Raw genomic sequence first — 26,334 nt, 5'->3', positions numbered from 1 at the left:
GGAGAGGCGTCATGGTCCGCTACGTCTACGACTTCCAGGACGGCGGCCGCGACCTGGCCGGCCTGCTCGGCGGCAAGGGCGCGAACCTCGCCGAGATGGCCCTGCTGGGTCTGCCGGTGCCGCCGGGGTTCATCGTCACCACGGAGGCCTGCCGCGCCTTCCTGGCCACCGGCGAGGAGCCGGAGGGCATGTCGGCTGAGGTCTCCCGACACCTTTCGGCGCTGGAGACGGCCACCGGGCGGCTGCTCGGGCAGGCGGACGACCCCCTGCTGGTGTCCGTCCGCTCCGGGGCGCGTTTCTCCATGCCCGGCATGATGGAGACGGTCCTCGACATCGGCCTGAACGACGCCTCCGTGCTCGGCCTGGCCAAGGTGTCCGGCAGCGAGCGCTTCGCCTGGGACTCCTACCGCCGGCTCGTCCAGATGTACGGCAGCACGGTGATGGGGGTCGATCCGGCCCTGTTCGACGAGGCCATGACCCTGCTGAAGGAGGCGCGCGAAGCCCCCGACGATCTCCATCTCGACGCGAGCGACCTCGCCTGGCTGGTGGGGACGTACAAGAGCCTGATCCGGGACGAGACGGGCCACGACTTCCCGCAGTCCCCCACCCAGCAGCTCCGACAGGCGGTCCTCGCCGTGTTCCGGTCCTGGAACGCCGAGCGCGCCCGTCTGTACCGGCGGCGCGAGCACATCCCGGACGACCTGGGGACCGCGGTCACCGTGCAGCGCATGGTGTTCGGCAACCTCGGCCCCGACTCCGGCAGCGGCGTCGCCTTCACCCGCGATCCGGCGACCGGTCGCCCCGGCCTGTACGGCGACTACCTGCCGAATGCGCAGGGTGAGGATGTCGTGTCGGGCGTACGGGACGCCGTACCGCTTGCCGAGCTGGAACGGCTGGACCCGCGCTCGTACCGGCAACTGCGTGATCACGCCCAGACCTTGGAGCGCCACTACCGGGACCTGTGCGACATCGAGTTCACCATCGAGCGCGGCACCCTGTGGATGCTGCAGACCCGGGTGGGCAAGCGCACCGCCGAGGCCGCCTTCGCCATCGCCGCCGAGCTGGCCGAGGAGGGGTTGATCACCGCCGACGAGGCCCTGGCCCGGGTCGGCGGCGACGGACTCGCGAGGCTGATGTTCCCCCGCTTCGACACCGCCGCGACCGGTGACGCGCTGGCCCATGGTGTACCGGCCTCGCCGGGTGCCGCGGTGGGCGCGGCCGTGTTCGACTCCGCGGAGGCCGTACGCAGGGCCGCGGCCGGAGAACAGGTTGTGCTCGTGCGCGAGGAGACCACCCCCGACGACCTGCCCGGCATGGTCGCCGCGCAGGCGGTACTGACCGGGCGGGGCGGCAAGACCAGCCATGCGGCGGTGGTCGCCCGTGGCATGGGCAAGGTCTGTGTGTGTGGTGCGCAGGACATCACCGTCAACGCGGAGGCGCGCCGCTTCACCGCCCAGGCCGGCGCAGTCGTCGAGGAGGGCACTGTCATCTCGGTCGACGGCTCGACGGGGGACGTGTACGCGGGTGCGATTCCGCTGGTCGCCTCCGCGACGATGCGCTATCTGGAGACCGGCGAGCACCTGGACACCACGGTGGCCGCCGTCGCCCGCGCCCTGGACCACGCCGACTCGGTGCGGCGCTTGGAGGTGCGGGCCAACGCCGACACCCCCGAAGACGCCGCCCGCGCCCGGCGGTTCGGGGCACAGGGCATCGGACTGTGCCGTACCGAGCACATGTTCCTCGGCGAGCGGCGCAAGTTGGTCGAACGGATGATCCTGGCCCGCACGGACGCCGCGCGCGATCATGCTCTAGCGGCTCTTCTCCCGCTCCAGCGGCGGGACTTCACGGCCATCCTGGAGGCGATGGACGGCCTGCCGGTCACCATCCGGCTCCTGGATCCGCCGCTGCACGAGTTCCTGCCCGACCGCACGGACCTCGCCGTGCGGATCGCCGCCACCAAGGCCGGTGGCGGACAACCGGACGCACACGACGTGGAGTTGCTCGACGCCGTGAACCGGATGCACGAGGAGAACCCGATGCTCGGCCTGCGCGGCGTGCGGCTCGGGCTGGTGGTACCGGGACTGGTGACGATGCAGGTGCGTGCGATCGCCGAGGCGGTCGTCGAGCGCACTCGCGCCGGCGGATCCCCGCGGGCGGAGATCATGGTGCCGCTCGTCGGCGCGGCAGAGGAACTCCGGCTCACCCGTGAGGACGTGAGGCGGGTACTGGCCGAGGTCAGCGAGGAGACCGGCATGCCCGTCCACTGCCCCGTCGGCACGATGATCGAGCTGCCCAGGGCCGCGCTCACGGCCGGCCGGATCGCCGAGGAGGCCGAGTTCTTCTCCTTCGGCACCAACGACCTCACCCAGACCACCTGGGGCTTCTCCCGCGACGACGTGGAAGCCGCGTTCTTCTCGGCCTACCTCGACAAGGGCGTGTTCACCGCCTCGCCGTTCGAGACGCTCGACCGTGAGGGTGTGGGCCGGCTGGTCCGGATCGCCGTCGAGGAGGGCCGTGCCGCCCGCCCGGACCTGCAGACCGGCGTCTGCGGAGAACACGGCGGCGACCCCGAGTCCATCCACTTCTTCCACACAGCCGGACTGGACTACGTCTCCTGCTCGCCGTTCCGGGTCCCGGTCGCCCGTCTGGAGGCGGGCCGGGCCGCCCTGCGGAGCACGGACTCGAGCGACACCAGGTGACGACGGCATCCAGGCCGACACACCCGCGAAGAAGCCAGCCATGAAACGTCATGACCGCCCGGCACAGCGCATCGACCTCGATCGCGCCGAGGCACTGCGACTACTCGGCACCGTGTCCATGGGCAGGATCGTCTTCACCCGGCAGGCCCTGCCCACGGCCCGTCCGGTCAACCACGTCCTGGACGGCGGCGACATCGTCATCCGCACCCATGAGGGATCGGCCCTCACCTCCCAGGCCCAACCGGCCGACGACAACGGCGTCGTCGTCGCCTACGAGGCCGACGCCATCGACCCGGACACACGTCTTGGCTGGAGTGTGGTGGTCACGGGCTATGCCCGGCTGGTGACAGACCCCGGCGAACTGGTGCGCATTCGGGCGCTGTTGGAGCCCTGGGCAGCCGAGCCGGGCATGGACCATACGGTACGCATCCATCCCGACCTGATCACGGGGATCCTCCTCATCGCGCGGGGCGAGGCGCCGGAGGACGGCTGATTCAGGGTCAGCAGCGTGCGGCACTCGCCGGGACGCAGCCAGGTGAACTGCGGTGCGTGCCCGGCCCGCGCCGCCACCTGCCGCCATGTACGGCCGAGTTGCACCCGCCGGGCGGCGAGCCGACCCTCTTCTCGTCAGGCCGCGGGCACGACCACTTCCGCGTGCTGCTCCCCGCCGAGCACCACCTTGAGCGCGCCGGTCTCGCCGGCCCTGGAGAAGACCTCGTACGCCTCCTCCATCTGCTCCAGCGGGAAGGTGTGGGTGACCAGCTGCCCGGTCGGCAGCCGGCCGGCGGCGGCCATCCGAAGCAGCGTGGGGGTGGAGTAGGTGTCCACCAACCCGGTCGTGATCGTCACGTTCTTGATCCACAGGTCTTCGAGGTGCAGCGTGGCCGGCCTGCCGTGTACACCCACGTTGGCCACGTGCCCGCCGGGGCGGACCATGCGGGTGCACAGCTCGAAGCTCTCCGGTACGCCGACCGCCTCGATGACCACGTCCGCGCCGAGTCCGTCGGTCAGGTCGGCGACCAGCTGGGCGGGAGCCTCGTGGACGTCGGCCACGGCGTCGGCGCCCAGCCGGTGGGCGGCCTCCAGCCGGGCCGGGGTCAGGTCCACGGCGATGATCCGCTGGGGCGAGAACAGCCGGGCCGTGGCGATCGCCGCGAGCCCGATGGGGCCGGCGCCGACGATGGCGACGGTGTCACCGGGGCGTACGTGCCCGTTCAGGACGCCGACCTCGTAGGAGGTCGGGAAGATGTCCGCGAGCAGTACGGCGTCCTCGCTGCGCAGCCCGCCGGGCAGCGGGTGGACGGACAGGTCGGCGAAGGGCACGCGTACGTACTCGGCCTGGGTGCCGTCGATCAGATGGCCGAGGATCCAGCCTCCGCCGCCCCGGCACTGGCCGTAGCTGCCGTCACGGCAGAAGCGGCACCGGCCGCAGGAGGTGATGCAGGACATGAGCACCCGGTCTCCGGGCCGGACGGTGCGTACGTCGCTGCCGACCTCGACGATCTCACCGACGGCTTCGTGCCCGAGCACCGTACCGGGACGCACCTCGGGCACGTCGCCCTTGAGGATGTGCAGGTCCGTCCCGCAGATGGTCACGACACCGACCTTCACGATGGCGTCGGTGGGTTCCTTGACGGCCGGGTCCGGGACGTCCTGCCAGGAAGCCTGGCCGGGACCGTGGAAGACGAAGCCTTTCATGACGCTCCTCACCCTCGTCGGTCTGCCGCGGGACACTGGTTCCGGCGCCTACGGCGAACGGCACAAACCGTTTCCGGCGCGGTGCCGGACTGCCCCGCACCTTCCAGCCTGGCAGCGCGCATGGGGCGGCGCTTGGGCCGTCCGGCCCTCACCGTCGGCCGAACAGTGCCGATCCCGGCCGGAGACGGTGCGGCAGCGCCCGGGCCGGTCGTCCCTCCTGCGAGCCGATCGGCCCCTCCCCGCTGCGCGACCGCCGCCGGACGATGAAGGTGCCGCGGACCTGCTCCCGGCGGGGAGATCGGCGCCGTCCGCCCGAACGACGCACGAGGCACCAGCCGGAGGGTGAGGAGAGATGTCATGAACGAGACGCTGTCCCTCGGCCGGATCGCCGGCGTGCGGGTCGGCCTGCACTGGAGTGTCCTGGTCATCGTCGCCCTGGTGGGGGTCGCGCTGGCGCGCGGCCGGTTTCCCGCCGCGCACCCGGGCCACTCCGCCGTCGTGTACTGGGGACTCGCCCTGGTGACCGCCGTCGTCTTCCTCGGTTCCCTGCTGGTGCACGAACTGGCGCATGCCGTGGTCGCCCGCCGCAACGGCGTCCAGGTGGACGGGATCACTCTGTGGATGCTGGGCGGCGCCGCCCGGCTGCACGACGAGGCGCCGACGCCGGCCGCGGAGCTGCGCATCGCCGGCGTGGGTCCGCTCACGAGCCTGCTGGCCGGGGGCCTGCTCGCGGGCGTCGCCGCAGGGCTTGAGGCACTCCACACGTCCGGACTGGTGGTCGAGGCGTTCGCATGGCTGGCCGCGATCAACATTCTGCTGGCCGTCTTCAACGCGCTGCCCGCCGCGCCGCTCGACGGAGGACGGCTGCTGCGCGCGTACTTGTGGCACCGCACCGGCGACCGGCTGCGAGCCACGCGAGGTGCCTCGTCGGCGGGCCGGGCACTGGGCTGGTTCATGGTGGTGACCAGTTTTCTGGCCGTGCTGTACGGACGTGACCTGTCCGCTCTGTGGCCCGCGCTGATCGGCTGGTTCCTCATAGCCGCGGCCACCGCCGAGGCCCGCCAGGCCGAGATGCGCAGCCTTCTGCGCGGTGTCCCGGTCAGCCGGGCCATGACGCCGGACCCGGTCACCGTGCCGGCCACGGCGACCCTCACCGACTTCCTTGCCGAGGGACCCTTCGGCCACTACCGCCACTCCGCGTTTCCGGTGCTGGCAGCCGACGGCTCGGTGGCTGGTGTGCTGACGCTTCGGCGCGTCGACGCGACGCCGCCCCAGGCCCGCGCGCGCACGACGGTCCACGAAGTGATGCGCCCCCTCGACGAGGTCATCACGGCCGCCCCCGAGGAACCCGTGCTCGACCTGCTCCCCCGTCTGGAGGCGAGCCCCGTGCGCCGTGCGCTGATCCTCGACGAGGGCCGCCTCGTCGGCATCCTCACCATCGCCGACATCACCCGTGCCCTGGCCTGGCCGGCCACAGCCACCGCTCGTGGCTCCGCAGGGCCGCGCCACGAGCGCCCCGAACATCCGAAGGAGACGTGATGACCATCCCCCCGCCCGCCACCTCGGTGCCTGCGCACCAGGTGCAGGTGAGTCACCTCAAGAGTCACGCTTTCGCGGTCACGGTACGCGGGCACACCCTCGTCACGGATCAGCCCGTCGAGGCGGGCGGTGACGACCGTGGCCCGACGCCCGTCGAAGTGCTCGTCGTGTCGCTCGCCTCATGCGTCGCCTACTACGCGGGACGCTTCTTCGAACGCCACCACCTCGACCGCGAACAGCTCAGCGTGCTGGCGGACTTCACCATGGCCGACGACCGGCCTGCCCGTATCGCCTCCGTGCGCCTGCGGGTCCTGGTGCCACACGAGCTGAGCGGGGCCAGGCTCGAGGCGCTGCGTGCGGTGGTCGATCACTGCACGGTGCACAACACGTTGCGGCAACCGCCCGAGATACAGATCGAGTTCGGCTGATCCGTGGCCGTGCGCGTGGCCACGTGGCCGTGGAACCTGGTTCGACGTCAGTCACGCTCCGGCACGACGGCCACCGGGCATGCGGCGTGATGCAGCACCCCGTGGGCGACGCGGCCGAGCTGGAGGCCGAAGTGGCCGTGGCGGCGCCGGGCACCGACGACCAACAGGTCGGCCTCGCGGGAGGCGGCCAGCAGGGCGTCGCGGGCGCGAGCCTCGACCGTACGGCGTTGTACCTGTAGGTCGGCCGGCACATCGCGCAGCGCCTCCGCCAGCGCTTCCACGGCTTCCTGCTCGTGCTGGTGCGCCGGTTCGCCGACGATCAGCGGATGTTCCGTGGTCGCGTGCGCGGGCCGGCGCCAGGCCCGTACCGCCTCCAGCGGCACACGGCGCAGCAGAGCCTCCTCGGCGGCGAACCGCACAGCGGCCGAGCCCGTCGGCTCCTCACCGACGCCCAGGACGATGCGACCGCGCGCCCCCGAGCGGGCCTGGTTGTCGTGGCTGCCGCGCAGCACGATCACCGGGCAGTGGGCGTGACCCGCGACCATGACGCCGACGGAGCCCAGGAGTGCTTCGGCCATGCTGCTGCGGCCACGGCAGCCCATGACCACCGCCAGGGCGCTTCGGCTCTCGCGCACGAGCACGTACTCCGGCTCCTCGGGGAGCACGTCGGTGGTCACCTTGATGCCCGGCTGCCGGTGGCGGGCGCGCCGCTCGGCGGCGTCGACGATCTCTTCCGCCATCACCTCCTCCGACGGCTTGCCGAGGTCATGCGCGAGAGAGGCGCCCTCGTAGTGCTCCCACAGCGATGCGTACACCAGTCTGAGAGCCGTGCCGCGCAGGGCGGCTTCGTCCGCCGCCCAGTCCACGGCCCGCAGGCTCGACTCGGAACCGTCGACGCCGACGACGATCGGAAGGTCCATCCTGTTCACCGTCCTGGTGCCTTCATGGGTGCTCGTCCCTTCATGGGTTGTGGTCCGTGAAGTGCCGGATCAGCTGTGCGCCACGACGGCGACGGGGGCGGTGATGTGGTGCAGGGCGGCATGGGTGACGTGCCCGATGTGTGCGCCGAGGTGGCTGGTGCGGATGCGTCGGCCGACGACAGCCAGCGACGCGTCGCGCGAGGAGTTGACGAGGATCTGCGCGGCGTTGCCGCACCGGCTCGCCTCGATCACCTCGACACCCGGGAACTTCTGCCGCCAGGGACGCAGGGCCTCGGTGAGAGCGGCCGCATGCCGGCGTTCGAGAGTGTCGTAGAGTTCGGCGTCGCCGGGGAAGCGGTAGAAGGAAGTGGGCGGCTCGGGCCAGCCGTGGACGACTCGCAGGGACGCTTCCCGGCGTGCGGCGGCGTCGAAGGCGAACTCCAGCAGCGTGTCGTCCGGTTCGTCGGTGTCGAGGCCGAGCACCACGGGTCGGAAGGGTGCCTCGGCGGAGGGCACGCCCGCCTGGTCCGTCTTGTGTTCGTCCGCGGCCTGCTCACCCGCCCGCACAAGAACCACCGGTCGTTCGGCGCGTGCGACGACGGACAGACTCACCGAGCCGACCACGAACCCTCCGATCGCGCCGAAGCCCCGCGAGCCGAGCACCAACAGGTCGGCGGAGCCCGCCGCCTCGCACAGCAAGTCGACCACGCTCCCCCTCAACTGCTCGCTGGTCACCTCGAGACCGGGGTGGCTCTGCCGGATGCCCTCGGCGGCCTCGTGCGGAATCCGCTCGATCCAGTGCTGGTCGGTCTCCGGGCCGAGCAGCTGCGCCTCAGCCCCGTGCGCGGGCACCTGCTCCCAGACGTGGACGATCTTCAACGGCAGGGCACGGAGCGTCGCTTCACGTGCCGCCCACTCGGCGGCGGCCCGGCTCTCGGGTGATCCGTCGAGGCCTATGGTGACGGTTCGGAGCATGGTCTCCACCTCCCGCGTGAGGGTCCGATTCCAGCGTGGTGGCACGGTCGGGCTGAGGTCAAAGGCCAGAGGTCCCTGAGCGGGGCCGACCGACCCACCGGAGCCGCGGTGGCGGGGACGGGAGGCCGAACGGCCCGTCCGGGGGCCTACGGGCCCATTTCCCAATCCTTCCGTACCGACACACCCTGGAAGCAGCAGGACCACCCGCCGAGGACCTTAGGGGGTCACCATGTACGGCACCCCGCACATCGTCAGCGATGTCATGACCCAGACGGTCGCCTCCGTCGGCCGGTGGGCCTCGTTCAAGGTGATCGTGGGGATGATGCAGGAATGGGGGGTCAGCGCCCTGCCCGTGCTGGAGGGCGAGGGCCGGGTCGTCGGCGTGGTCTCGGAAGCCGACCTGCTGCCCACGGAGGAACTCCGGGACAGCCCCGAGGAGGGCTACGCACTGCTGCGCCGGCCCGCCGACGTGGCGAAGGCCGGTGCGGTCACCGCGGGAGACCTGATGTCCTCGCCCGCGATCACCGTCCGCGCGAACGCGACCCTGTCCGAGGCCGCGCGGATCATGGCTCGCGAGAAGGTCAAGCGGCTGCCTGTGGTCGACGAAGCCGGTCTGCTGGCGGGCATAGTCAGCCGCGCCGACCTGCTCAAGGTCTTCCTGCGCGACGACCAGGACATCGCCGAGGAGATCCGGCACGAGATCATGTCGTACCTCTTCCCGCTGACGACCTCGGCCATCCAGGTGGATGTGCACGACGGAGTCGCCACACTGACGGGCCAGGTCCAGGACACCGCCCTGGTCCCCGTGGCCGCGCGTCTGGTGCGCGCCGTCGAGGGAGTGGTGGACGTCGAGTTCGACCTCACCCGAGGGGCGAATGTGCGCTAGCCGGTGCGCGCCGGCTCGCGATCGGCGCGCCCCGGGTCAGACGGCGGTGAGAAGGTTCTTCACCTCGACGACATCGGCGATGGCTTCCACCTCCGCCACCAGCCGGGCCGTAGTGGCCGGCGGCATCCGTCCCGTCAGCTCCACGATGCCGTCCTGGACGGCCACTTCCACCGTGGTGCGGTCTTCCGGCGGGCAGCAGGCCTCGATCCTGGCCTCGACCTCTGCCCGTATCCCTGCGTCGTCCCTGATGAGGGCCTGGAGCAGCGCGTTGCGGCGCACGACGCCGACCAGGCGGCCCACGCCGTCGGCGACCGGGAGCCGCTTGAGCCGGGAGAGTGTGGCCAGCCAGGCGGCCTCGGCGACGGTCGCGCCCGGGAGCACCGTGATCGCGGGGCTCGTCATCAGGTCGGCGGCCGTCTCACCGCGGGTCTTGCTGTGCATCCGACGCTCGCGCAGCCTTCCGACGCGTCCGGGCCGGTGACCGGAGGCCTCGAAGGCCACTTTCGCCAGCAGGTCGGACTCCGACACGACACCGATCACGTGGTCGTCGGCGTCGACGACCGGGACGGCGCCGACCTGCTCGCGCGCGAGCAGACGGGCGATGTCGCGGTACGGCAGGTCGTCGCGCAGGGAGACGGCGGGTACGTCCATGACGTCCCGCACGAGCGGGACCCAGGCTTCGGGCGGCGAAGGTCGTTGCTCGGCCGGGGCGGCCGCCGGCGCCGGGCCGGTGGTGTCGCGTACGGGGGCCTGCTCTGCGAAACGTGCGCGTTCGGCCGCAGCCGTGGCCACGGCTCCCAGGTAGCGAATCAGCCTGTCCTGCCGGTCCGTCTCGCCGGGGCTCCAGGGTCGGGAGGGCAGGCCCTGCCGAGCCTGGGCCTCCGCGGAGTAGTTCTCGTGCTCATTCACGGCGGCCTCCGGACTTCGTCGGGTTGCCTACCGTCCCAGTCTCGCGCTCCGTCCGCCGTCGCCAAGAGCCGAACGGCCCTGGTCGAACGACGTGACGGCCCTATCCGGTGCGGGGCGGGAGGGGAACGGTGAGACTGAAAGGGCAGCCGACCCGGCAGGAGGCCGCCGATGAGCCTGCGGGACTTCCTGGAGCGGTTCCGTCCGGTGGGGACGCCGGGAGCGTCCGCCACCGGGGTGCCCGCCGATCGTACGGCGGAACGCGCCGCGGAACTGGAGCCCACGCTCGCGCAGTTGACGGGCGTGCAGCAGGAGGCGGCGGGCATCCGGGCCGCCGCGGACGAGGCGGCCGAAGCCGTCCGGCGCGACGCCGCGCGGGAGGCGGAACGCCTCGTGGCGGCCGCCCGGGAGCGGGGCCCCGAGATGCGCCGGCAGGCTGCGGAGCCCCTCCTGCGGGAGGCGCGGCAGGAGGCTGAGGCCGTTCGGGCGGCCGGAGACCGCGCCGCCTCGGCGGTCCGGGAGCGGGCCGCGGAGCGCATGCCGGATCTGGTGGAGCGTGCGGTGGCCGACGCGCTGCGCCTGGCAGTCAGGGTGGGCGGAGCGCCATGAGCGCCGGCTGGGTGGCCGGGGCGGTGCGGGCCAAGGCCCTCGTGACCCGGTACCCGGGCGCCGACGGTGCGCGGGAGATCGCGGCCTGTGCCTCGCTCGACGACGCCCTGCAGCGTCTGGCGGCGACACCGTACTCACGCTACGTGCGGACGGCGGTCGGCCTGCCCGAGGCGCAGCGGGCGGTGACCGCCGCGCTGCTGTGGCATCTGCGGGTGCTGGCCGGCTGGCTGCCCCGGGGCGGTGCCCGTCTGCTCGTTCCGCTCGCCGCGGGGTTCGAGATCGCCAACGTGGCCTCCCGGCTGCTCGCGCAGGACGGTCGTCCTGCGGAGGCCCCGGCGCCGTACCGGCTCGGGGCGCTCGAGACGGCCTGGCGGAGCCTGGAGCATGCCGGGACACCCACGGAGCTGCGGGCGGCGCTCACCACCTCGCCCTGGGGCGATCCCGGCGGCGACACGCCCTGGGCGCTGATCACCGGCATGAGGATGGCCGCCGCTCGGCGCACCGCCGTCGCCGTGCCGCCCGCGCGCCGCTGGGCCGAGGGGCGCGCCGCCCTGCTGATCGCCCGTGAACTGTTCGTCCACCAGCGCGCTCTGCCGAGGCCCGTAGGGCGGGACGCGGCCCGGCTGCTCGGGGCGCGGGCGCCGTCCGCCGCCTCGTACCAGGAGTTCCGCGAGGGCCTCCCCTCGACGGCACGCTGGGTCGTGGCGGACGTGGCGGAGCCGGGAGGGCTGTGGCGGGCCGAGGCGGGCTGGTGGCGGAAGGTGCAGTACGACGGCGCGATGCTGTTGCGGGACGGCCGGTACGGCCCGCGCGTGGTCGTGGGCGCGGTCGCGGTGCTGTCCGTGGACGCGTGGCGGGTGCGGGCAGCGCTGGAGTCGGCGGCGCGCGGCGGGCGGCCCGGGGAGGTGTTCGATGCCCTGGCCTGAGGCGATGACGCCGGTCCGGATGCGCCGTGTGGCGGTGATCGTGCCGCAGGCGGCTCTGCGGGACGCGCTGGTGCGGATCGCCGAGCAAGGATGCGTGGAGCTGGACCGCGCCGAGGAAGCGGCTCCGGGAGCGGCGGCGGTGCGGCTGCAGCGGTTGCGGGGACGTGCCACGACGGACGGTCCCGAGGACACCGTCTCCGCCGCCCTGGCCGCCGACGTGCCCGACCTCGACCTCCTCGAAGCTCGCCGCAGTGTCGAACTGCTGGCCGGCGAGGCCCAGTTGGAGGAGCGCGCGGAAGGGGCGGTACGACGCGGGGAGGTGGCCGCGCTGGCCGGATGGTGCCCGGCCGCCGAGGTGCCCCGGGTGGCGGGCCGGCTGTCCGCCGCGGGCGGCGCACTGGTGCTGCTGCCGTCCCCTCGCGGCACCGATCCGCCGACACTGCTGCGGCCGGGCAGGCCCGTTTCCTTCACGCCGCTGGTGACGACGTACGGGACTCCGGCCTATGCGGACCTCGACCCGTCATGGCCGGCGGGCCTCGCCTATGTCGCGATGTTCGGGATCATGTTCGGGGACGTGGGGCACGGGGCGTTGCTGTTGTGCGGCGCGCTCGCGCTGCGACTCGGGCGGCCCCGTCGGCTCGCCCGGCTCAGCAGGCTGTGGCCGTTCCTGGCGGGCGCCGGGGTCGCCGCCATGCTCGCGGGCGCCGCCTACGGAGAGTTCTTCGGTCCGACCGGGCTGCTGCCGGTGCTGTGGCTGAGCCCGCTGGACAGTCCTTCCCGCCTGCTGGCCGCCGCCGTGCTCTTCGGGGCGGGACTGCTTGCCGCCACGCATGCCGCCGGAGCGGTCAACCGCGTGCGTGAGAGCGGCTGGGGCACGGCGCTGTACGCGGCGTCCGGCTGTGCCGGGCTGCTGTTCTACGTGGGGCTCGCGCTCGGCGCGGCGGGCCTGCTCCTGCACCGGCCGCCTGCGGCCGTCGCCGGGGCCACGCTCACCGTCATCGGGCTGGCACTGGTGGCCCTCGGCCTGTTCCGGGCCACAGCGGGCGGCGGCGCCGGATACGCCGAGACGGCGGTGCGGCTGTTCGACGTCGTCGTGCGTACGGCCACCAACACCCTGTCGTTCGCCCGGCTCGCGGCCTTCGGCCTCACGCACGCCGCGCTCGCCGACCTGGTGTGGCGTGGCACGACGGGCCTGGCCGGGCGCGGCGCCGCCGGAGTCGCGGGGGCGGTGGTGCTGTTCACCGTGGGCACGGCCCTCTCCTTCGGTCTGGAGGCCCTGGTGGCCGGTGTGCAGGCCCTGCGGCTGGAGTTCTACGAACTCTTCTCCCGGCTCTTCGAGGCGGAGGGCCGCCCGTTCCGTCCGTGGCACGTTCCCCCGGCGGAACCTGCCGACAGCTCTACGAAGGTGATCCCATGCTCACCTGGCTGATCGTCCTGCCGGTCCTGGCCGCGGTGCTCGGCGCCGTCCGGCTGCTGCGGCGGCGCCGGGCCAGACACGCCTTCCGCTGGCTGCTGGCCACGAACCTCGCCCTGCTGGGCGGCGCGTGTGCCGTCCTCGGCACGGCGCTCGCGGGTCCCGCTCAGGCGTCGGCTCAGGCCGCCACGTCCGGCGGCGTCAACGGATCTGCTCTGATCGGGGCCGCCATCGCGGTGGCCGGAGCCTCGATCGGGGCCGCGATCGCGGTCGCCTACACGGGAGCGGCGGCTCTGGCCGCGCTGAGCGAGCGACCGGAGATGTTCGGCCGGGCGATGGTGATCGTCGGTCTGGCGGAGGGCATCGCCGTGTACGGGCTGGTGGTCGCGATCCTGCTGATCGGAAAGGCATGACGATGGGCACCGTGGCCGCCATCGGCACATGGACCGGCGTGTGCGGACTGGCCCTGGCAGGGGTCGACGTGCTGGTGGCGGAGGATCCGGACGCCGTCCGCCGTACCTGGCAGACGCTCCCGAGCACGGTCGGCCTCGTGATTCTCACGGCCGAGGCCGCCCAGGCGCTGGGGGCCGAGGCGATGGCCCCCGCCCCTTCCCGGCCGTTGACCGTGGTGATGCCCTGATGACCGCGTCCGTGGATGCACTGGACCCCGTGCGCGCCGAGTTGCTGCGCGCGGCACGGGCCTCGGCCGACGCCGTCCGGGAACGAGCGCAGGGCGACGCGCAGGCAACCCTGCGCGCAGCACGCCGGACCGCTGATGAGGTACTCGCGCGGGCCCGGGACCTCGGCGAGGCCGACGGCGCCGCCGCGGCGGCCCGGGAGCGGGTACGAGCGGTGCAGGACGCCTGGGCGGTGGAACTCGCGGCTCGCTGCAAGGTGTACGCCGAACTCAGGGAAGCGGTCCGTGCGGGCGTGCGCCGAGCGCTGGCGGAGGGGGCCGTATCGGAGGCCCGACTCGCCGAGGCGGCGCGGGCGCTGCTGGGAACGCAGGCGCGGGTCACGGTTGTCGCAGGGGGTGGAGTGACGGCCGAGGTGCCCGGCCGACGGGTCGACCTGTCGGCGGACGCTCTCGCCGACCGTGCCCTGGAGCGGCTGGGTGCGCAGGCCGAGACGCTGTGGAGGGCGCCGTGACCGCCGCTGCGGCAACCCTCCCCGCAGACGACTCGTCCCGCCCGGTGATCCTCAGGGTCGCCGGCTCCCTGGTGGACATCTCCTGCCCGCCCACCGTCGCCATGCACGACCTGGTCGTGCTCGGCTCCGCCCGGCTGCCGGGCGAGGTGGTCGCCATCCACGGGGACACAGCCACCGTCCAGGCGTACGAGTACACGGGTGGACTGGCCCCTGGGCATCCTGCGGAGCCCCAGGGCCGCCCGCTGTCGGTGCGTCTGGCCCCGGATCTGCTCGGGGGCGTGTACGACGGTCTGCTGCGCCCCCTGGCCGGAGCCGGTGACCTCCTCATGACGGGCGGACCCAGCTCACCACCGGAACCGCGCAGTTGGTCGTTCACACCACGGGTGACCGAGGGAGCGAGGGTGGCTGCCGGGGACGTCCTCGGGGAGATCGGGGCGAGCGTGGCGCTGCGGCTCCTGGCGCCTCCGGACTGCTCGGGCGAGGTGACCCGGGTCGCGGCGCCGGGCGAGCACTCCGTCGACGCCGTACTCGCCGTGGTGGGCGGGCACGAGGTGCGGATGGCGCAGTCCTGGCCCGTGCGCAGGCCACGGCCGGTCGCCCGACGCCTGCCGGCGGACGTGCCGTTGAACACCGGGCAGCGGGCCGTCGATCTCCTGTTCCCGGTGGCCCGCGGCAGCACGGTCGCCGTGCCGGGCGGCTTCGGCACCGGCAAGACCATGCTGTTGCAGCAGATCGCCAAGTGGTGCGACGCCGACGTGATCGTCTACGTCGGCTGCGGTGAGCGCGGCAACGAGATGGCGGACGTCATCGAGGAACTGACCGAGCTGACCGATCCCCGTACCGGGGGCCGTCTGGCGGACCGGACCGTGACGGTCGCGAACACCTCGAACATGCCGATGATGGCCCGTGAGGCGAGCGTGCACACGGGTGCGACGGTCGCCGAGTACTTCCGCGACATGGGCCTGGATGTCGTGCTGATCGCCGACTCGACCTCCCGCTGGGCGGAGGCGCTGCGCGAGTTCGCCTCCCGCATGGGCGAACTTCCCGCCGAGGAAGGCTATCCGGCGGGGCTCGCCTCCCAACTGGCCGCGTTCTACGAGCGGGCCGCCGCGGTGCGCACCCTCGGCGGTGCGACCGGCTCCGTCACGGTGATCGGCGCCGTGTCCCCGCCGGGCGGTGACCGCACCGAGCCGGTCACCGCGCACACCGAACGCTTCGTACGGTGCCTGTGGAGCCTGGACCGCGAACTCGCCTACGCACGGCACTATCCGGCCGTGTCCTGGGCGGACTCCTTCTCACGGGACGCCGCCGCGCTGGCCACCGCCCACGCGCGGGCCGGTGACGCCGAGTGGGCCGCGCGACGTGGACGGGTGGCGCTGCTGCTCGCCGAGGCGGACAGGCTGGCCGACCTCGTCGACCTGGTGGGTATCACGGCTCTGCCGCCCCGGGAGCGGATCAGCGTGCTCGCGGGGCGGCTGCTGCGCGAGGCTCTGGTCCAGCAGAGCGCCCTGTCGCCGGCCGATGCCTACAGCGCTCCCGAGAAGACCGCCGCCCTCGTGGAGGCCGTGCTGACGGTGATCAACCGCTGCCTGGAACTGGTGGACTCCGGCGCCCAGGCGGACGCCGTCGAGGCGGTCGACTTCACGCCGCTGCTGCGAGCGCGCGAAACGGCCGGCCCGGCACAGACCGCTCCTGTGGCAGCGGCTCGCGACACCGTACTGGCCCGGCTCGAGGAGGCGGCATGAGCGGCCTCGCCGACGTCGAGTACACGGGTGTGCGGGAACTGCGCGGCCCGCTCGTGGTCGTCGAAGGCGTCAGCGGTGTCGGCTGGGACGAGTTCGCCACGATCGTCCTCGACTCCGGTGAACGACGGCACGGGCTGGTCCTGGAGGTGGACCGGGATCTCGCGGTGGTGCAGGTTCTGGAGGACACGGCCGGCATGGACCGGACCGGCACCCGCGTCGCCTTCTCGGGCACGCCGCTGCGGATCCCGGTCGGCACCGGATGGCTGGGGCGGGTGTGCAACGGGCGGGGCGAACCGGCCGACGGGGGCCCGCCGGTGCTCGGCGGATCGCACGCGGCGGTCGGCGGCGCGCCGATCAACCCGGTGCGCCGGGAACCGCCGAACGAGCCGGTGCTCACCGGTGTGGGCGCCGTGGACGTGCTCACCACGCTGGTGCGGGGGCAGAAGCTGCCGGTGTTCTCGGCGGCCGGGCTGCCGCATCTGGAGCTGGCGGTACAGATCGCGGCCCAGGCGACCTGCGGCGGTGAGGCGTTCGCCGTCGTGTTCGCCGGCATGGGACTCACACACGCCGACGCCGCGTTCGTCCGTGACGGGCTGGCCGCCCGCTCCGCCGCACGGGAACTGGCCCTCCTCGTCAACACGGCCGACGACCCGGTGATCGAACGGTTGCTCACCCCGCGTCTCGCGCTGACGGTCGCCGAACACCTGGCGTTCACCGAGGGCCGTCACGTCCTCGTGGTGATGACGGACATGACGGCCTATGCGGAGGCGCTGCGCGAGGTGTCCGCTGCGCGGGGCGAGATTCCGGCCCGCCGGGCGTACCCGGGCTACCTCTACAGCGACCTCGCGTCCCTCTACGAACGGTGCGGGAGGATCCGGGGCCGCCCGGGGTCGGTGACCGTGCTGCCGGTGCTCACCATGCCGGCGGGCGACATCACCCACCCCGTTCCGGACCTCACCGGGTACATCACGGAGGGGCAGATCGTGCTGTCCGCCGAGGTGCACGCGGTCGGCACGTATCCACCCGTCGACCCGCTGGCCTCGCTGTCGCGTCTGATGCGCAAGGGAACGGGAGCAGGACGGACCCGGGCGGACCATCCGGCCGTCGCCGCGCAGTTGATCGCCGCGCTGGCCCGGTCCCGGCAGGTGCGGGAACTCGCCGACCTGATCGGGCGATCGGCACTCAGCCCGACCGACCTCGGCCACCTGGACCTGGAGGACGCCTTCCGGAACCGGTTCCTGGCCCAGGGCACGGACGAGAACCGGTCACTGGAAGAGTCCGTGGACCGGGCCTGGGAAGTGCTGCTGACCCTGCCACGCAGCCAGCTCGGCATGATCCCGGCGGACCTGCTCGACAGCCACGCCGCACGGCAGGACGAGGAGCCGACGTGAGCACGCACGGGCGCCGGGTGGCAACGTGAGCGCGCACGGGCGCCGGGTGCCGCCGGGACGGGCCGGGCGGCTGCGGCTTCGCCGTAACCTCGCCACCGCGCTGCGCGGAGCTGACCTGCTGGAACGCAAACTCCGCCTACTGCTTGACCGGGAGCGCGCGGAACGACGGGCGGCAGAGGACGCGGGCTCGGCGTGGCGGGAAGAGCTGGCCCGGGCCGACACCTGGCTGGTGCGCGGGGTGCTCCTCGGCGGCGAACAGGCGCTGGCCCAGGCGTTGCCCGCAGGCCGGGCGCGCGTCGACGTCGAGTGGGCCGCGCTGATGGGCGTACGCCACCCCGCGGCCGTGGCCTGGACGGCCCCCGTTCGCTCCCCGGCGGAGCCGACACCGCCCAACACCGCGCTCGCGCAGGCCGAGACCGCCTACCGGGCCGCGGTGCGCGCCGCCGCGGAGTACGCCGCTCACCGGGCAGCCGCCGAACTGCTCGCCGCCGAAGCCGGACGGACCCGGCAGCGGGCGCGCGCCCTGCGCCGACACTGGATCCCCCGGCTGCGGCGCGAACTGGCGGCCCTGGAGCTGGCGTTGGAGGAGACCGAACACGAGGAAGCGGTGCGACGGCGCTGGGCCGCCTCCCACGGGGCCCGGTGACGGCGGCACGAGAAGCGCACGACGGTGGCGGGCCCGCACCGGAGCCCGCCACATGCCATCAACTGTCGTCAGTTGCCGTGCTTGATCTCGACGTGCTTGGCCTCCGCCTTCTCGGCGCCCAGGCCGACGCTGACGGTGAGCATGCCGTCGGTGTAGTCCGCCTTGACGTCGTCCTCGTCGGCGCCCGGCGGCAGCGTCACGCTGCGGCTCATCGCGCCGTACCGGATCTCGCTGTGGTCCTTCGCGACGTCCTTCTCCGTGCGTTCGGCCTGGACCGTCAGCACACCCTCGCTGATGAAGACGTCGATGTTCTCGGGGGTCATGCCCGGAAGCTCCGCTCGCATGACGTAGCGGTCATCCTCCGTGAAGTCCTCGATCCGGACCGTGTACAGGTCGCCCATCCCGGGCATCGCGAACCGGGCCGGAAGGTTCTCGAACCAGTCCGGCATCTCCGGGAACGTGAACCTCTGCCTACGTGCCAGTGTGGCCATCGCCGTACCTCCTCGGCTGTTGTCCGGCCGGCCGACACCTCCAGTCCAGCGCGCACGGGCCCGGACTGCTGAGGCCGAACAGCCCATGCCAGGGGTCCCTGAAGTCCCCTTCTCAGCGTATGCGGTCAGACTGGTGGATATCAGACTGGTGGACAAAGGGACTACCACACTCGGCGGCGATCACCATGTCCGACGTCACGACCACCGATCTCTACGAAGTGACCATGGCCATGTCCTACCTGCGGGAGCACATGCGGGCCCCGGCCACCTTCAGCCTCTTCGTCCGCGACCTTCCGCCCGGCCGGGGCTTCCTGGTCGCCGCAGGGCTGGAGCCCGCCCTGGACTTCCTGGCCGGCCTCCGCGTGGAGCGGGAGGACGTCGAGGTGTTCGCGGACGCGCTGCACCGCCCTGTCCGGGACCTCGAACCACTGCTCGGCCTCGCTTTCGAGGGCGAGGTGCGCGCCGTTCCGGAGGGTCGTGCGGTGTTCTCCGGTGAGCCGCTGCTGGAGGTGACCGCGCCGCTGCCGCAGGCCCAGCTCGTCGAGACGTACCTGCTGAACCAGGTCTGCCACCAGACGGTCGTCGCCTCCAAGGCGGCCCGCTGTGTCCTGGCCGCGGCCGGACGCCCCGTGGTGGACTTCTCGCTGCGCCGCACCCACGGCCCCTGGGCCGGTTACCACGCGGCCCGGCTCGGCGCCCTGGTCGGCTTCGCCGGCACCAGCAACGTCGCCGCCGCCACCGCTCTGGGCATCCCGGCCTCGGGCACCATGGCGCATTCGTACATCGAGGCGTTCCCCGGCGAGGAAGAAGCCTTCCGGGCCTTCGCGCGCTGTCATCCGGGCCCGGTCACCTTCCTCGTCGACACCTACGACACCGAGGAGGGCGTGCGGATCGCGGCGCGGGTGCTGAGCGACCTGGGGCGCGGTCCCGGCTGCGCGATCCGGTTGGACAGCGGAGACCTCGACGTGCTCTCGCGCCGGGCACGCGCCCTTCTGGACACCGCGGGGCTGCCCGACGTACGGATCGTGGCCAGCGGCGGACTGGACGAGTACGGCGTCGCCAGGCTGGTGCGCGCCGGTGCCCCGATCGACGTGTACGCCGTGGGAACGCGCGTCGGTGTGGCCGCGGACGCCCCGTACCTGGACGTCGCGTACAAGCTCGTCGAGTACGACGGCCGCCCGGTGATGAAGTTGTCCTCGGCGAAGGTCACGGCCCCGGGCCGCAAGCAGGTCTTCCGCCGGGCCGGGCAGCCCGACGTCATCGGCCTGTGGCGGGAGGAACCCCCTGGCTCGGCACGGCCGCTGCTGCGCACGGTGATGCGCGACGGCCGCCGGACAGGGCCGCCGGACCGCTGGCAGGACGCCCGCAACCGGTTCCGTGAGGACCTTGCCGGCCTGCCCGGCACGGCGCGGCGGATCTACGACCCCGAACCGGTCGGACCGGTCACGTCCCGCGCTCTGCAGGAGCTGACGGCCACGGTACGTGCGGACATCGAGGCACGGTTCCGTCCGGACCACCGCACCGCTGCCACGCGCCCCTGGACACTGCCGGCCGGCGCACCATGAACGGCCGTGCGGTGGGGCCGACAGGGACGCGGCGAGGACCAATGGCCCCTGGATCCCGGACCGCGTCAGGTCTTCCATGAGATCGGCGGTGCCGCTCCGAGGCACCGCCGGGAGGAGGCGAGCGAGATGTCCGTTCCCGCACCGACAAGGACGAACGAGATGGCTGGAGGCCGTCATGTCACGGCCCGGTGATCGCCTCCCGATCGTGGTGGGCGTCGATCCCGATCCCAGCCGGCGGACGGCGCTGGCCTGGGCGGCGGACGAGGCCGCCCGCCGTCGACTGCCGCTGCGGCCCGTCCACGTCGAGGGCGTGCCGACCAGGGGCTACCGGGGGCGGGAGGTCCCGCCGTCCTGGGAGGGATGGAACGAGTCGCTGCACGAGGCCGGGAAGCAGGTGCTCGAAGACGCCGCGAACTTCGTCGCGGCACGGCACCCGCAGGTCGAGGTGGACACCTTGCTCGCGGAGGGCGACCCCGTGTGGGTGCTGCGTGAGCAGAGCCGTGACGCCACGGCCGTCGTGCTGGGCTCGCGACATCTGAGCCGGGCCCAGGAGGTGTTCGGCTCCGCCTCGGTCGCCGTCCCGGTCATGGCCCACGCGCGCTGCCCCGTGATCGTCGTCCCCGAGCCCGAGCACACCACGCAGGAGCCCGCGTACTACGTCGTCGGCGTCGACGGCAGCGAACACTCGGCCGCCGCGGTCGACGTGGCCTTCGAGGAGGCGGCTCTGCACGGCGCCCAGCTGCGGGCCCTCTACGTCTGGGAGCCCGGTCGGCTCCGGATCTTCGACGAGTACGCCCCGCAGCAGGAGGCCCGCCGGCTGCTCTCCGAGACCGTAGCCGGCCGCCACGACCGCTACCCGGAGGTGGACCTGCACCACGAGCTGGTCGTCGGCCATCCCGTTCAGGTGCTCACCGACGCCTCCGCCCATGCGCTGGGCCTGGTGGTCGGAACCCGGGGTCACGGAGGTTTCACCGGCATGCTGCTGGGCTCGGTCAGCCAGGGCGTGCTGCACCACGCCCGCTGCCCCGTCATCGCCGTTCCGTCGAGGCCGACGTGAGGCCCAGGTCGCCATCCCCCTGCGGAGAAGGGAAGCCACCGTGACTGCACAACCCATGGACGTGAACGTCGTCTCCGAGCTGGTGGCGGAGGCCGCGGCGGCACCCTCGCAGCACAACGCGCAGCCGTGGAGGTTCCGCTTTCTGCGCGACAGCGCCGTCCTGCGCGTGTACGCCGACCTGGAGCGAACCCTGCCGCACATCGATCCGGACAGGCGGGGCCTGCACCTCGGCTGCGGCGCGGCGCTCCTCAACCTGCGCGTGGCCGCCGCCGCGAAGGGGCTGACACCGGCCGTGCGGTTGCTGCCCGACCCGGACGATGCGGAGCTGCTCGCCGAGGTGGGTCTGCGCGGCTCCGCGTCACCCGACGAGGCACTCGCCCGGCTGTACCCGGCGATCTCCCGCCGTCATTCCAGCCGTTTCCCCTTCCGTGACGAGCAGATCCCGGCCGCCGTGGTGGAGCGGCTGTGCGACGCGGCTCATGCCGAGGGCGCCCAGCTGGTGTTCCCCGGCGCCTGGCACGTGCGGGAGATTCTGGAACTGGTACAGGATGCCGAAGGCCGGCAGGCCACGGACCCCGGCATCCTCAGTGAAACGGCGCAGTGGACGCGTACGGAACCATCGGACGTCGTAGGCGCACCCGACGGCATCCCCGCGGAGGCGTTCGGCCCTCGCCAGCACGGCACCACAGCCCCCGTGCGCGACTTCGCCCTCGGCCGTCCGATGCCAGGGCGTAGCTGGGCGCCCTTCGAGAAGCACCCGCACATCGCCCTGCTGGGCACGGGCCACGACGGGCCCGGCGACTGGCTGCTGGCGGGCCAGGCACTGGAGCGTGTCCTGCTCCAGGCCACAGCGGACGGGCTGGTCGCCTCGATGACCTCCCAGCCCCTGGAGTGGCCGGAATTCCGGTGGGTGGCTCGCGACCCGTTCTCGGCCATGGCCCACGTGCAGATGGTGCTCCGGCTCGGCTACGGCCCCGAAGGCCCCGCGAGCCCGCGGCGACCGGTGGCCGACGTACTCGACATCGCCTGAGGCAGGTCTGGTCGCATGAAGGTTTCCGAGGTCATGACCGCGCCGCCGGTGTCCGTCGCGCCTCATGCACCGCTGCTCGAGGTGACCCGGCGGATGACCGAGTCCGCCGTCGGCTCCGTCCTCGTCGTCGAGGGCGAAGTACTGCGCGGCATCGTCACCGACCGCGACCTCGCCGTACGTGGCCTGGGTGGTGGCCTGGGGTGCGAGGCACCGGTGGACATGGTGATGTCGGCTGAGGTGGCCACGGTCGACGCGGACGACGACCTCCAGGTGGCCTACCGGACGTTCCGCCGCACCGGCGTGCGCCGCCTTCCGGTCCTCGACGCGGGCAGCGTGGTGGGGGTACTGACGGTCGACGATCTGTTCCTGGACCTCTTCCGGCGGCTGGCCGACCTGCTCGGACCGGTCGCCTGGAGCGTGCTCCAGGAGCCGCCGGGGCCGCCCTCGGCGGTGGCAGACCGGAATGCCCCCTGAACCGGCCGAGCGGGGAGCGATCTGACTGAAACCCGGCGGCCGGCTTGGCATCACCTACCGGCGCCTGCGTAAACGCCCTCACATAATGGCAACCACCGTGCACGTCTCCCCGCACACCGCCGCCCTCCCGGTCCACGCCCTCTGTAGCGGCGGCCGGGCTGGTCGGTGGTGTCGGGTTCGGCATCTGGAAGTCACTGTCGAGGGCGGTGGCGGACACCGCGATGATCACGCCCCATCCCAGGTCACGACGGATCGGGGCGCACGATCACGACCGGGCAGTTCGCGTGCTGCGACACGTGCTGGCCGACGGAACCGAGCAGCGCGCGGGCGAATCCGCCCCTCCCCCGGCTGCCCACCACCAGGACCTCTGCTCCCTCGGCAGCCCGCAGCAGGACGTCGGCGGGGTTGCCGTGCACCACGTGTGTCCTGACCACCCCGGCCGCGTCCGCGCCCAGCACATCGGTCAGTTCTTGCCGCATGCGCTGCCGGGCATCGTCCTCGTCGACATCCAGGTCCACAGCGGGCGCCGACCAGCCGTACAGGCCCGCCAGCTCCCACACCGCGACCGCGTCCACGGTGCCGCCCACCAGGCCTGCGTAGCGAACAGCCCACCGAAGGGCCGCGTACGAGGACGTCGATCCGTCGACGCCGACGACGACCCTCGGCCCGGAGACATCCGTGTCCATCTGTCCCACCTCTCCTACGGCCCGCACGCCGTTCTAACGGTCGTCCCTTCGCCTCTACGCTGCGCGAGGCATCGCCGCCCCGCGAGAGATACGGATCCGGGCGTATGACACGGCTGTGCTCCACCGGACATGTGCAGGTGATCGGATGGAGCCGTGCCACCTGAGCGATGCTGGGCGTATCAGGACCGCGACCCGGCAGATGGAAGCGACGAATGAGCAAGCGCAGGCGAGCCAAGCGGGTGGCTGAACACGGCTGCGGCAGCACCCGGCTGCCGTCGCGGGGCGCAGCCGCGCGGGCGACGGGCGGCTCGGGCCGTCGCAGTGGCCGCGGCAAGGACGGCGACTGGCTGCTGCTCCCTGGCGGTACATGGCGGCGTGTCGAGACGATCCGGGTGCAGAGTCTGTTCGGCTGAATTCGACGGACGCGCCCCGCGAAACGCGCGTCCAACGGCGGGACACCCGGACCCGATCCCCAAGCGAAATGCCGCGCGGGTCCCGGGCGCGCCGGAGGCCCGAAGCTCGAGATGCCGGGCGGCCCGGTCGCCTGCCACCCTGAAGGAAGGGCACCGGCCCGGACCGGTCCTCGGTGGGGCGGTGCCTACCGAGCGGACGCCGCAGACCTCCGGGGGCGGGAGGGTTGCCATGACCACTTCTGACAAGGGCCCGGGCGGTGAGGCGTCGGCGGCATCGCAGGCCAGGGTCCTCCTGGACGCCGACGGTGTGATCACCGACTGGAGCACAGAGGCCGAAGCACTGCTCGGCCACCGGTCCGGAGAGATGGTGGGCCGACCGCTGTCGTCGCTCCTCGTCCGGCCGGAGCCGGGCGGCGAGGGAGGCGCTCCCCAGGCGCCGCCCGTCAACGGCGGCTGCCGGGTGCGGCTGCGGGACCGGTCCGGCCTGCCGGTCGACACCGAGTGGTGGATGTGCCCGCACATCGGCCCCGAAGGCCCGGTGAGCTGGGCGGTGTTCCTCACCGCCACGCGCGGCTCGGATCCGGGCGACTTCGACCGGGCGGTGCTGGACGCGTTGCTGACCGAGTCACCGATCGGACTGCACGTCCTCGACACCGACCTGCGTCTGGTGCGGTTCAACACCGCCTCGCCCGGCATGCGCGGCGTGCGCGCCGAGGACGTCGTCGGCAGACCGGCGCGCGAGGTCTCGCCCACCCTGGTGACCGACACCGTCGAGCACCTGCTGCGGCACATCCTGAGTTCGGGGGAGCCGGCCATCGACTTCGTCCAGCCGGGGTATCCACCCGCCGATCCGCGCAGAGAACACATCTTCTCCCTGTCGGCCTTCCGGCTGCGCAATCGCGCCGGAGAACCCCTGGGGGTGGCGAGCCTGGCCATCGACGTCACGGAGCGCTACCGGTACCGGGCGCGCCTGGAACTCCTCAACGACGCCAGCATGCGCATCGGCACGACCCTGGACCTCGCCCGTACCGCGGAGGAACTGGCCGAGACCGTGGTGGGTCGTGTGGCCGACGCCGTCAGCGTGGACGTGCTCGACTCCGTCTACCGGGGCGAGGCGCCCGAGCCCGGACCGGTGCCCGCCGAGGTCACGTTCCGGCGCACCGCGTTCCGTGCGACCGAGGCCTCCGGTCTTCAGCCCGCATACGCCACCGGCGAGAAGGCCTCCTACGGCTTCCCGACACCGCTCACCCAATGCCTGGCCGACCTGCGCCCCCGTCTGATCCGGAAGGTCAGCGACGACGACACTTGGCTGGCGCACGATCCGCTCCGGGCGGACCGCATGCGCGCCGCGCGAGTGCACTCGATGATGGTCGTGCCGCTGGCCGCCCGCGGCGTCGTGCTCGGGGTGGCCAGCTTCTACCGTTCCGTGACGTCCGAGCCCTTCGACGAGGACGACCTGACCATCGTCGGCGAACTCGCCGCGCACACCGCCCTGGGCCTGGACAACGCCCGCCGCTACACACGCGAGCGCACCGCCGCCCTCGTCCTGCAGAACAGTCTGCTGCCGGGTCGGCTCCCCGCCCAGAACGCCGTCGAGGCGGCGTTCAGCTATGTGCCGGGGCACGCCGGCGGCCCGTGGCACGACGTCCCGTGGTACGACGTCATCCCACTGTCCGGCGCACGGACCGCACTGGTGGTCGGGGACGTGGCGGGACACGGCATGCGTGCCGTGGCCACCATGGGCCGACTGCGCGCCTCGACCCACAGCCTGGCCGCCCTGGACCTGACCCCCGACGAGGTGCTGGCGCACCTGGACGACCTCATGGTCCGGCTCGCCGAGGAGGGCCGTCCGGCCGCCGCCAACGACCCACTGGACGGTCAGCCCACCACCGCCACCTGTGCCTACGCGGTCTACGACCCGGTGAGCCGGCGTCTCGTCGTTGCCCGCGCCGGGCATCCGGCACCGCTCCTCGCCCACCCCGACGGGCACGTGGCGCCGGCCGACGCGCCCGCCGGACCGCCGCTGGGCGGCGGCGGGCTGCCTTTCGAGACCTGGGAAACACTCCTGCCGGAAGGGACCCTGATCGCTCTCTACACCGAGGGGCTCGTCCGCCGGTCGCCGGACGAGGACGCAGGCGTCGCGCGAGTACAGCACGTCCTGGCCCAGCAGCATGCGTGCGTGCGCGAGGCGTGCGACGCGGTGATCTACGCACAGCTGTCCGGACGAACCGTGCAGGACGTCGTGCTCCTTCTCGCCAGGACCGGAGTCCTGCGCGACGACCAGGTCGCCTCCTGGACCTTCCCCAGCGATCCCGCGATCGTGGCCACCGCCCGCACCCTGGCCGACCGCCAGCTCACCAGCTGGGGGCTGTCCGAGCTGGCGTTCACGACGGAGCTGATCGTCAGCGAGCTGGTCACCAACGCCATCCGGTACGCCCCGGGCACGATCCAGGTACGTCTCATCCGGGACCGCACCCTGATCTGCGAGGTCACCGACGGCAGCAGCGCCGCACCCCATCTGCGCCATCCGCGGACGACCGACGAGGGCGGCCGCGGACTCCTGCTCATCGCCCAGCTCACCGACCGCTGGGGCACCCGCCACACCCGCCGCGGCAAGACCATCTGGGCCGAGCAGCAGCTGCCCGGGCATCCGGGAGACGCCGTGCCCGTCACGCCGGACGGCTGAC

Annotated in this window: 26 protein-coding genes; 20 read left to right on the top strand and 6 right to left on the bottom strand. The window is 72.8% G+C overall.

Annotation, left to right across the window (positions count from 1 at the left end):
- Window positions 1-11: 11 nt before the first annotated feature.
- Both ppdK and ACFY3C_RS09180 read left to right on the top strand, forming a co-directional pair.
- Complete coding sequence (ppdK, locus tag ACFY3C_RS09185; RefSeq protein ID WP_390770323.1) at window positions 12-2,699, top strand: pyruvate, phosphate dikinase; 2,688 nt, start codon at window positions 12-14, stop codon at window positions 2,697-2,699.
- 40 nt (window positions 2,700-2,739) lie between these two features.
- Complete coding sequence (locus tag ACFY3C_RS09180) at window positions 2,740-3,192, top strand: pyridoxamine 5'-phosphate oxidase family protein (protein ID WP_390770322.1); 453 nt, start codon at window positions 2,740-2,742, stop codon at window positions 3,190-3,192.
- 134 nt (window positions 3,193-3,326) lie between these two features.
- Here the strand turns inward: ACFY3C_RS09180 and ACFY3C_RS09175 are convergent, their stop codons facing one another.
- Entirely contained in the window at window positions 3,327-4,397 is a 1,071-nt protein-coding gene (locus tag ACFY3C_RS09175) for a zinc-dependent alcohol dehydrogenase family protein (RefSeq protein ID WP_386577275.1), read from the bottom strand.
- A gap of 357 nt (window positions 4,398-4,754) precedes the next feature.
- On the opposite strand from ACFY3C_RS09175, the gene ACFY3C_RS09170 reads away from it, so the two are divergent.
- Window positions 4,755-5,936: a site-2 protease family protein gene (locus tag ACFY3C_RS09170; protein WP_386577276.1), complete on the top strand. Its 1,182-nt coding sequence runs from the start codon at window positions 4,755-4,757 to the stop codon at window positions 5,934-5,936.
- Complete coding sequence (locus ACFY3C_RS09165; RefSeq protein ID WP_390770321.1) at window positions 5,936-6,364, top strand: OsmC family protein; 429 nt, start codon at window positions 5,936-5,938, stop codon at window positions 6,362-6,364. Before ACFY3C_RS09170 ends, ACFY3C_RS09165 begins: the two co-directional genes overlap by 1 nt.
- 47 nt (window positions 6,365-6,411) lie before the next feature.
- Here the strand turns inward: ACFY3C_RS09165 and ACFY3C_RS09160 are convergent, their stop codons facing one another.
- On the bottom strand, window positions 6,412-7,284 hold the full coding sequence (locus tag ACFY3C_RS09160) for a universal stress protein (RefSeq protein ID WP_390770320.1): 873 nt from the start codon (window positions 7,282-7,284) through the stop codon (window positions 6,412-6,414).
- Window positions 7,285-7,353: 69 nt separating this feature from the next.
- Complete coding sequence (locus tag ACFY3C_RS09155; RefSeq protein WP_390770319.1) at window positions 7,354-8,259, bottom strand: universal stress protein; 906 nt, start codon at window positions 8,257-8,259, stop codon at window positions 7,354-7,356.
- A 229-nt stretch (window positions 8,260-8,488) separates the two neighbouring features.
- Between ACFY3C_RS09155 and ACFY3C_RS09150 the strand changes: the two genes are divergently transcribed.
- A complete protein-coding gene (locus tag ACFY3C_RS09150; protein ID WP_386577280.1) occupies window positions 8,489-9,145 on the top strand; it encodes a CBS domain-containing protein in 657 nt (218 codons plus the stop codon).
- Between the two features lie 36 nt (window positions 9,146-9,181).
- On the opposite strand, the gene ACFY3C_RS09145 is transcribed toward ACFY3C_RS09150, so the two are convergent.
- The gene (locus tag ACFY3C_RS09145; protein ID WP_390770318.1) at window positions 9,182-10,054 is read right to left on the bottom strand and encodes a CBS domain-containing protein; all 873 of its coding nucleotides are present in this window, start codon (window positions 10,052-10,054) and stop codon (window positions 9,182-9,184) included.
- A 168-nt stretch (window positions 10,055-10,222) separates the two neighbouring features.
- On the opposite strand from ACFY3C_RS09145, the gene ACFY3C_RS09140 reads away from it, so the two are divergent.
- From ACFY3C_RS09140 to ACFY3C_RS09100, 9 genes are read left to right on the top strand one after another with little or no spacing between them, the layout of a single operon-like run.
- Window positions 10,223-10,660, top strand: a complete 438-nt coding sequence (locus ACFY3C_RS09140) for a hypothetical protein (RefSeq protein WP_390770317.1) — start codon at window positions 10,223-10,225, stop codon at window positions 10,658-10,660.
- A complete protein-coding gene (locus ACFY3C_RS09135) occupies window positions 10,657-11,586 on the top strand; it encodes a hypothetical protein (RefSeq protein ID WP_390770316.1) in 930 nt (309 codons plus the stop codon). The genes ACFY3C_RS09140 and ACFY3C_RS09135 overlap by 4 nt, the downstream gene beginning before the upstream one ends.
- Entirely contained in the window at window positions 11,573-13,015 is a 1,443-nt protein-coding gene (locus ACFY3C_RS09130) for a V-type ATPase 116kDa subunit family protein (RefSeq protein ID WP_390770315.1), read from the top strand. The genes ACFY3C_RS09135 and ACFY3C_RS09130 overlap by 14 nt, the downstream gene beginning before the upstream one ends.
- The gene (locus tag ACFY3C_RS09125) at window positions 13,000-13,413 is read left to right on the top strand and encodes an ATP synthase subunit C (RefSeq protein WP_386577285.1); all 414 of its coding nucleotides are present in this window, start codon (window positions 13,000-13,002) and stop codon (window positions 13,411-13,413) included. Before ACFY3C_RS09130 ends, ACFY3C_RS09125 begins: the two co-directional genes overlap by 16 nt.
- Window positions 13,410-13,640: a hypothetical protein gene (locus ACFY3C_RS09120; RefSeq protein WP_390770314.1), complete on the top strand. Its 231-nt coding sequence runs from the start codon at window positions 13,410-13,412 to the stop codon at window positions 13,638-13,640. Before ACFY3C_RS09125 ends, ACFY3C_RS09120 begins: the two co-directional genes overlap by 4 nt.
- On the top strand, window positions 13,640-14,149 hold the full coding sequence (locus tag ACFY3C_RS09115) for a hypothetical protein (RefSeq protein ID WP_386577287.1): 510 nt from the start codon (window positions 13,640-13,642) through the stop codon (window positions 14,147-14,149). The genes ACFY3C_RS09120 and ACFY3C_RS09115 overlap by 1 nt, the downstream gene beginning before the upstream one ends.
- Window positions 14,146-15,894, top strand: coding sequence for a V-type ATP synthase subunit A (locus tag ACFY3C_RS09110; RefSeq protein ID WP_390770313.1), 1,749 nt, complete (start codon window positions 14,146-14,148; stop codon window positions 15,892-15,894). Before ACFY3C_RS09115 ends, ACFY3C_RS09110 begins: the two co-directional genes overlap by 4 nt.
- Window positions 15,891-17,285, top strand: a complete 1,395-nt coding sequence (locus ACFY3C_RS09105; protein WP_386577289.1) for a V-type ATP synthase subunit B — start codon at window positions 15,891-15,893, stop codon at window positions 17,283-17,285. Before ACFY3C_RS09110 ends, ACFY3C_RS09105 begins: the two co-directional genes overlap by 4 nt.
- A 25-nt stretch (window positions 17,286-17,310) precedes the next feature.
- Window positions 17,311-17,931: a V-type ATP synthase subunit D gene (locus tag ACFY3C_RS09100; protein ID WP_386577290.1), complete on the top strand. Its 621-nt coding sequence runs from the start codon at window positions 17,311-17,313 to the stop codon at window positions 17,929-17,931.
- A gap of 68 nt (window positions 17,932-17,999) precedes the next feature.
- On the opposite strand, the gene ACFY3C_RS09095 is transcribed toward ACFY3C_RS09100, so the two are convergent.
- Window positions 18,000-18,422: an Hsp20/alpha crystallin family protein gene (locus ACFY3C_RS09095; protein ID WP_390770312.1), complete on the bottom strand. Its 423-nt coding sequence runs from the start codon at window positions 18,420-18,422 to the stop codon at window positions 18,000-18,002.
- A gap of 185 nt (window positions 18,423-18,607) precedes the next feature.
- Between ACFY3C_RS09095 and ACFY3C_RS09090 the strand changes: the two genes are divergently transcribed.
- The 4 genes from ACFY3C_RS09090 to ACFY3C_RS09075 all read left to right on the top strand — a co-directional run bounded on the left by ACFY3C_RS09090 (window position 18,608) and on the right by ACFY3C_RS09075 (window position 22,548).
- Complete coding sequence (locus ACFY3C_RS09090) at window positions 18,608-19,987, top strand: nicotinate phosphoribosyltransferase (protein WP_390770311.1); 1,380 nt, start codon at window positions 18,608-18,610, stop codon at window positions 19,985-19,987.
- 175 nt (window positions 19,988-20,162) lie between these two features.
- On the top strand, window positions 20,163-21,044 hold the full coding sequence (locus ACFY3C_RS09085; protein WP_390770310.1) for a universal stress protein: 882 nt from the start codon (window positions 20,163-20,165) through the stop codon (window positions 21,042-21,044).
- A gap of 40 nt (window positions 21,045-21,084) precedes the next feature.
- Window positions 21,085-22,074, top strand: a complete 990-nt coding sequence (locus ACFY3C_RS09080; protein WP_390770309.1) for an Acg family FMN-binding oxidoreductase — start codon at window positions 21,085-21,087, stop codon at window positions 22,072-22,074.
- A 15-nt stretch (window positions 22,075-22,089) separates the two neighbouring features.
- Window positions 22,090-22,548 (top strand): cyclic nucleotide-binding/CBS domain-containing protein, encoded by a 459-nt coding sequence (locus ACFY3C_RS09075; RefSeq protein WP_390770308.1) that lies wholly within the window; start codon window positions 22,090-22,092, stop codon window positions 22,546-22,548.
- Window positions 22,549-22,790: 242 nt separating this feature from the next.
- On the opposite strand, the gene ACFY3C_RS09070 is transcribed toward ACFY3C_RS09075, so the two are convergent.
- Window positions 22,791-23,234 carry a universal stress protein gene (locus ACFY3C_RS09070; RefSeq protein ID WP_386577297.1) on the bottom strand — a complete coding sequence of 148 codons (444 nt, stop codon included), beginning with the start codon at window positions 23,232-23,234 and terminating at the stop codon, window positions 22,791-22,793.
- 212 nt (window positions 23,235-23,446) lie between these two features.
- On the opposite strand from ACFY3C_RS09070, the gene ACFY3C_RS09065 reads away from it, so the two are divergent.
- Window positions 23,447-23,647, top strand: coding sequence for a hypothetical protein (locus ACFY3C_RS09065; protein WP_389173305.1), 201 nt, complete (start codon window positions 23,447-23,449; stop codon window positions 23,645-23,647).
- 229 nt (window positions 23,648-23,876) lie between these two features.
- Window positions 23,877-26,333 (top strand): SpoIIE family protein phosphatase, encoded by a 2,457-nt coding sequence (locus tag ACFY3C_RS09060; protein ID WP_390770307.1) that lies wholly within the window; start codon window positions 23,877-23,879, stop codon window positions 26,331-26,333.
- Window position 26,334 lies beyond the last annotated feature (1 nt).

The organism is Streptomyces sp. NPDC001410 (genome assembly GCF_042895235.1).
Taxonomy (GTDB): Bacteria; Actinomycetota; Actinomycetes; order Streptomycetales; family Streptomycetaceae; genus Streptomyces.
The sequence above is the reverse complement of the archived record's forward strand: the minus strand, read 5'-3'. Positions and strand labels throughout refer to the sequence as shown.

What these genes read in the sequence shown, in the direction of transcription:
- ACFY3C_RS09175 (WP_386577275.1), bottom strand. Translation starts at nt 4,397, where the DNA reads ATGAAAGGCTTCGTCTTCCACGGTCCCGGCCAGGCTTCCTGGCAGGAC.
- ACFY3C_RS09115 (WP_386577287.1), top strand. Translation starts at nt 13,640, where the DNA reads ATGACCGCGTCCGTGGATGCACTGGACCCCGTGCGCGCCGAGTTGCTG.
- ACFY3C_RS09085 (WP_390770310.1), top strand. Translation starts at nt 20,163, where the DNA reads ATGTCACGGCCCGGTGATCGCCTCCCGATCGTGGTGGGCGTCGATCCC.
- ACFY3C_RS09105 (WP_386577289.1), top strand. Translation starts at nt 15,891, where the DNA reads ATGAGCGGCCTCGCCGACGTCGAGTACACGGGTGTGCGGGAACTGCGC.
- ACFY3C_RS09150 (WP_386577280.1), top strand. Translation starts at nt 8,489, where the DNA reads ATGTACGGCACCCCGCACATCGTCAGCGATGTCATGACCCAGACGGTC.
- ACFY3C_RS09160 (WP_390770320.1), bottom strand. Translation starts at nt 7,284, where the DNA reads ATGGACCTTCCGATCGTCGTCGGCGTCGACGGTTCCGAGTCGAGCCTG.
- ACFY3C_RS09165 (WP_390770321.1), top strand. Translation starts at nt 5,936, where the DNA reads ATGACCATCCCCCCGCCCGCCACCTCGGTGCCTGCGCACCAGGTGCAG.
- ACFY3C_RS09060 (WP_390770307.1), top strand. Translation starts at nt 23,877, where the DNA reads ATGACCACTTCTGACAAGGGCCCGGGCGGTGAGGCGTCGGCGGCATCG.
- ACFY3C_RS09120 (WP_390770314.1), top strand. Translation starts at nt 13,410, where the DNA reads ATGACGATGGGCACCGTGGCCGCCATCGGCACATGGACCGGCGTGTGC.
- ACFY3C_RS09170 (WP_386577276.1), top strand. Translation starts at nt 4,755, where the DNA reads ATGAACGAGACGCTGTCCCTCGGCCGGATCGCCGGCGTGCGGGTCGGC.
- ACFY3C_RS09140 (WP_390770317.1), top strand. Translation starts at nt 10,223, where the DNA reads ATGAGCCTGCGGGACTTCCTGGAGCGGTTCCGTCCGGTGGGGACGCCG.
- ACFY3C_RS09090 (WP_390770311.1), top strand. Translation starts at nt 18,608, where the DNA reads ATGTCCGACGTCACGACCACCGATCTCTACGAAGTGACCATGGCCATG.
- ACFY3C_RS09095 (WP_390770312.1), bottom strand. Translation starts at nt 18,422, where the DNA reads ATGGCCACACTGGCACGTAGGCAGAGGTTCACGTTCCCGGAGATGCCG.
- ACFY3C_RS09180 (WP_390770322.1), top strand. Translation starts at nt 2,740, where the DNA reads ATGAAACGTCATGACCGCCCGGCACAGCGCATCGACCTCGATCGCGCC.
- ACFY3C_RS09070 (WP_386577297.1), bottom strand. Translation starts at nt 23,234, where the DNA reads ATGGACACGGATGTCTCCGGGCCGAGGGTCGTCGTCGGCGTCGACGGA.
- ACFY3C_RS09125 (WP_386577285.1), top strand. Translation starts at nt 13,000, where the DNA reads ATGCTCACCTGGCTGATCGTCCTGCCGGTCCTGGCCGCGGTGCTCGGC.
- ppdK (WP_390770323.1), top strand. Translation starts at nt 12, where the DNA reads ATGGTCCGCTACGTCTACGACTTCCAGGACGGCGGCCGCGACCTGGCC.
- ACFY3C_RS09155 (WP_390770319.1), bottom strand. Translation starts at nt 8,259, where the DNA reads ATGCTCCGAACCGTCACCATAGGCCTCGACGGATCACCCGAGAGCCGG.
- ACFY3C_RS09135 (WP_390770316.1), top strand. Translation starts at nt 10,657, where the DNA reads ATGAGCGCCGGCTGGGTGGCCGGGGCGGTGCGGGCCAAGGCCCTCGTG.
- ACFY3C_RS09065 (WP_389173305.1), top strand. Translation starts at nt 23,447, where the DNA reads ATGAGCAAGCGCAGGCGAGCCAAGCGGGTGGCTGAACACGGCTGCGGC.
- ACFY3C_RS09130 (WP_390770315.1), top strand. Translation starts at nt 11,573, where the DNA reads ATGCCCTGGCCTGAGGCGATGACGCCGGTCCGGATGCGCCGTGTGGCG.
- ACFY3C_RS09075 (WP_390770308.1), top strand. Translation starts at nt 22,090, where the DNA reads ATGAAGGTTTCCGAGGTCATGACCGCGCCGCCGGTGTCCGTCGCGCCT.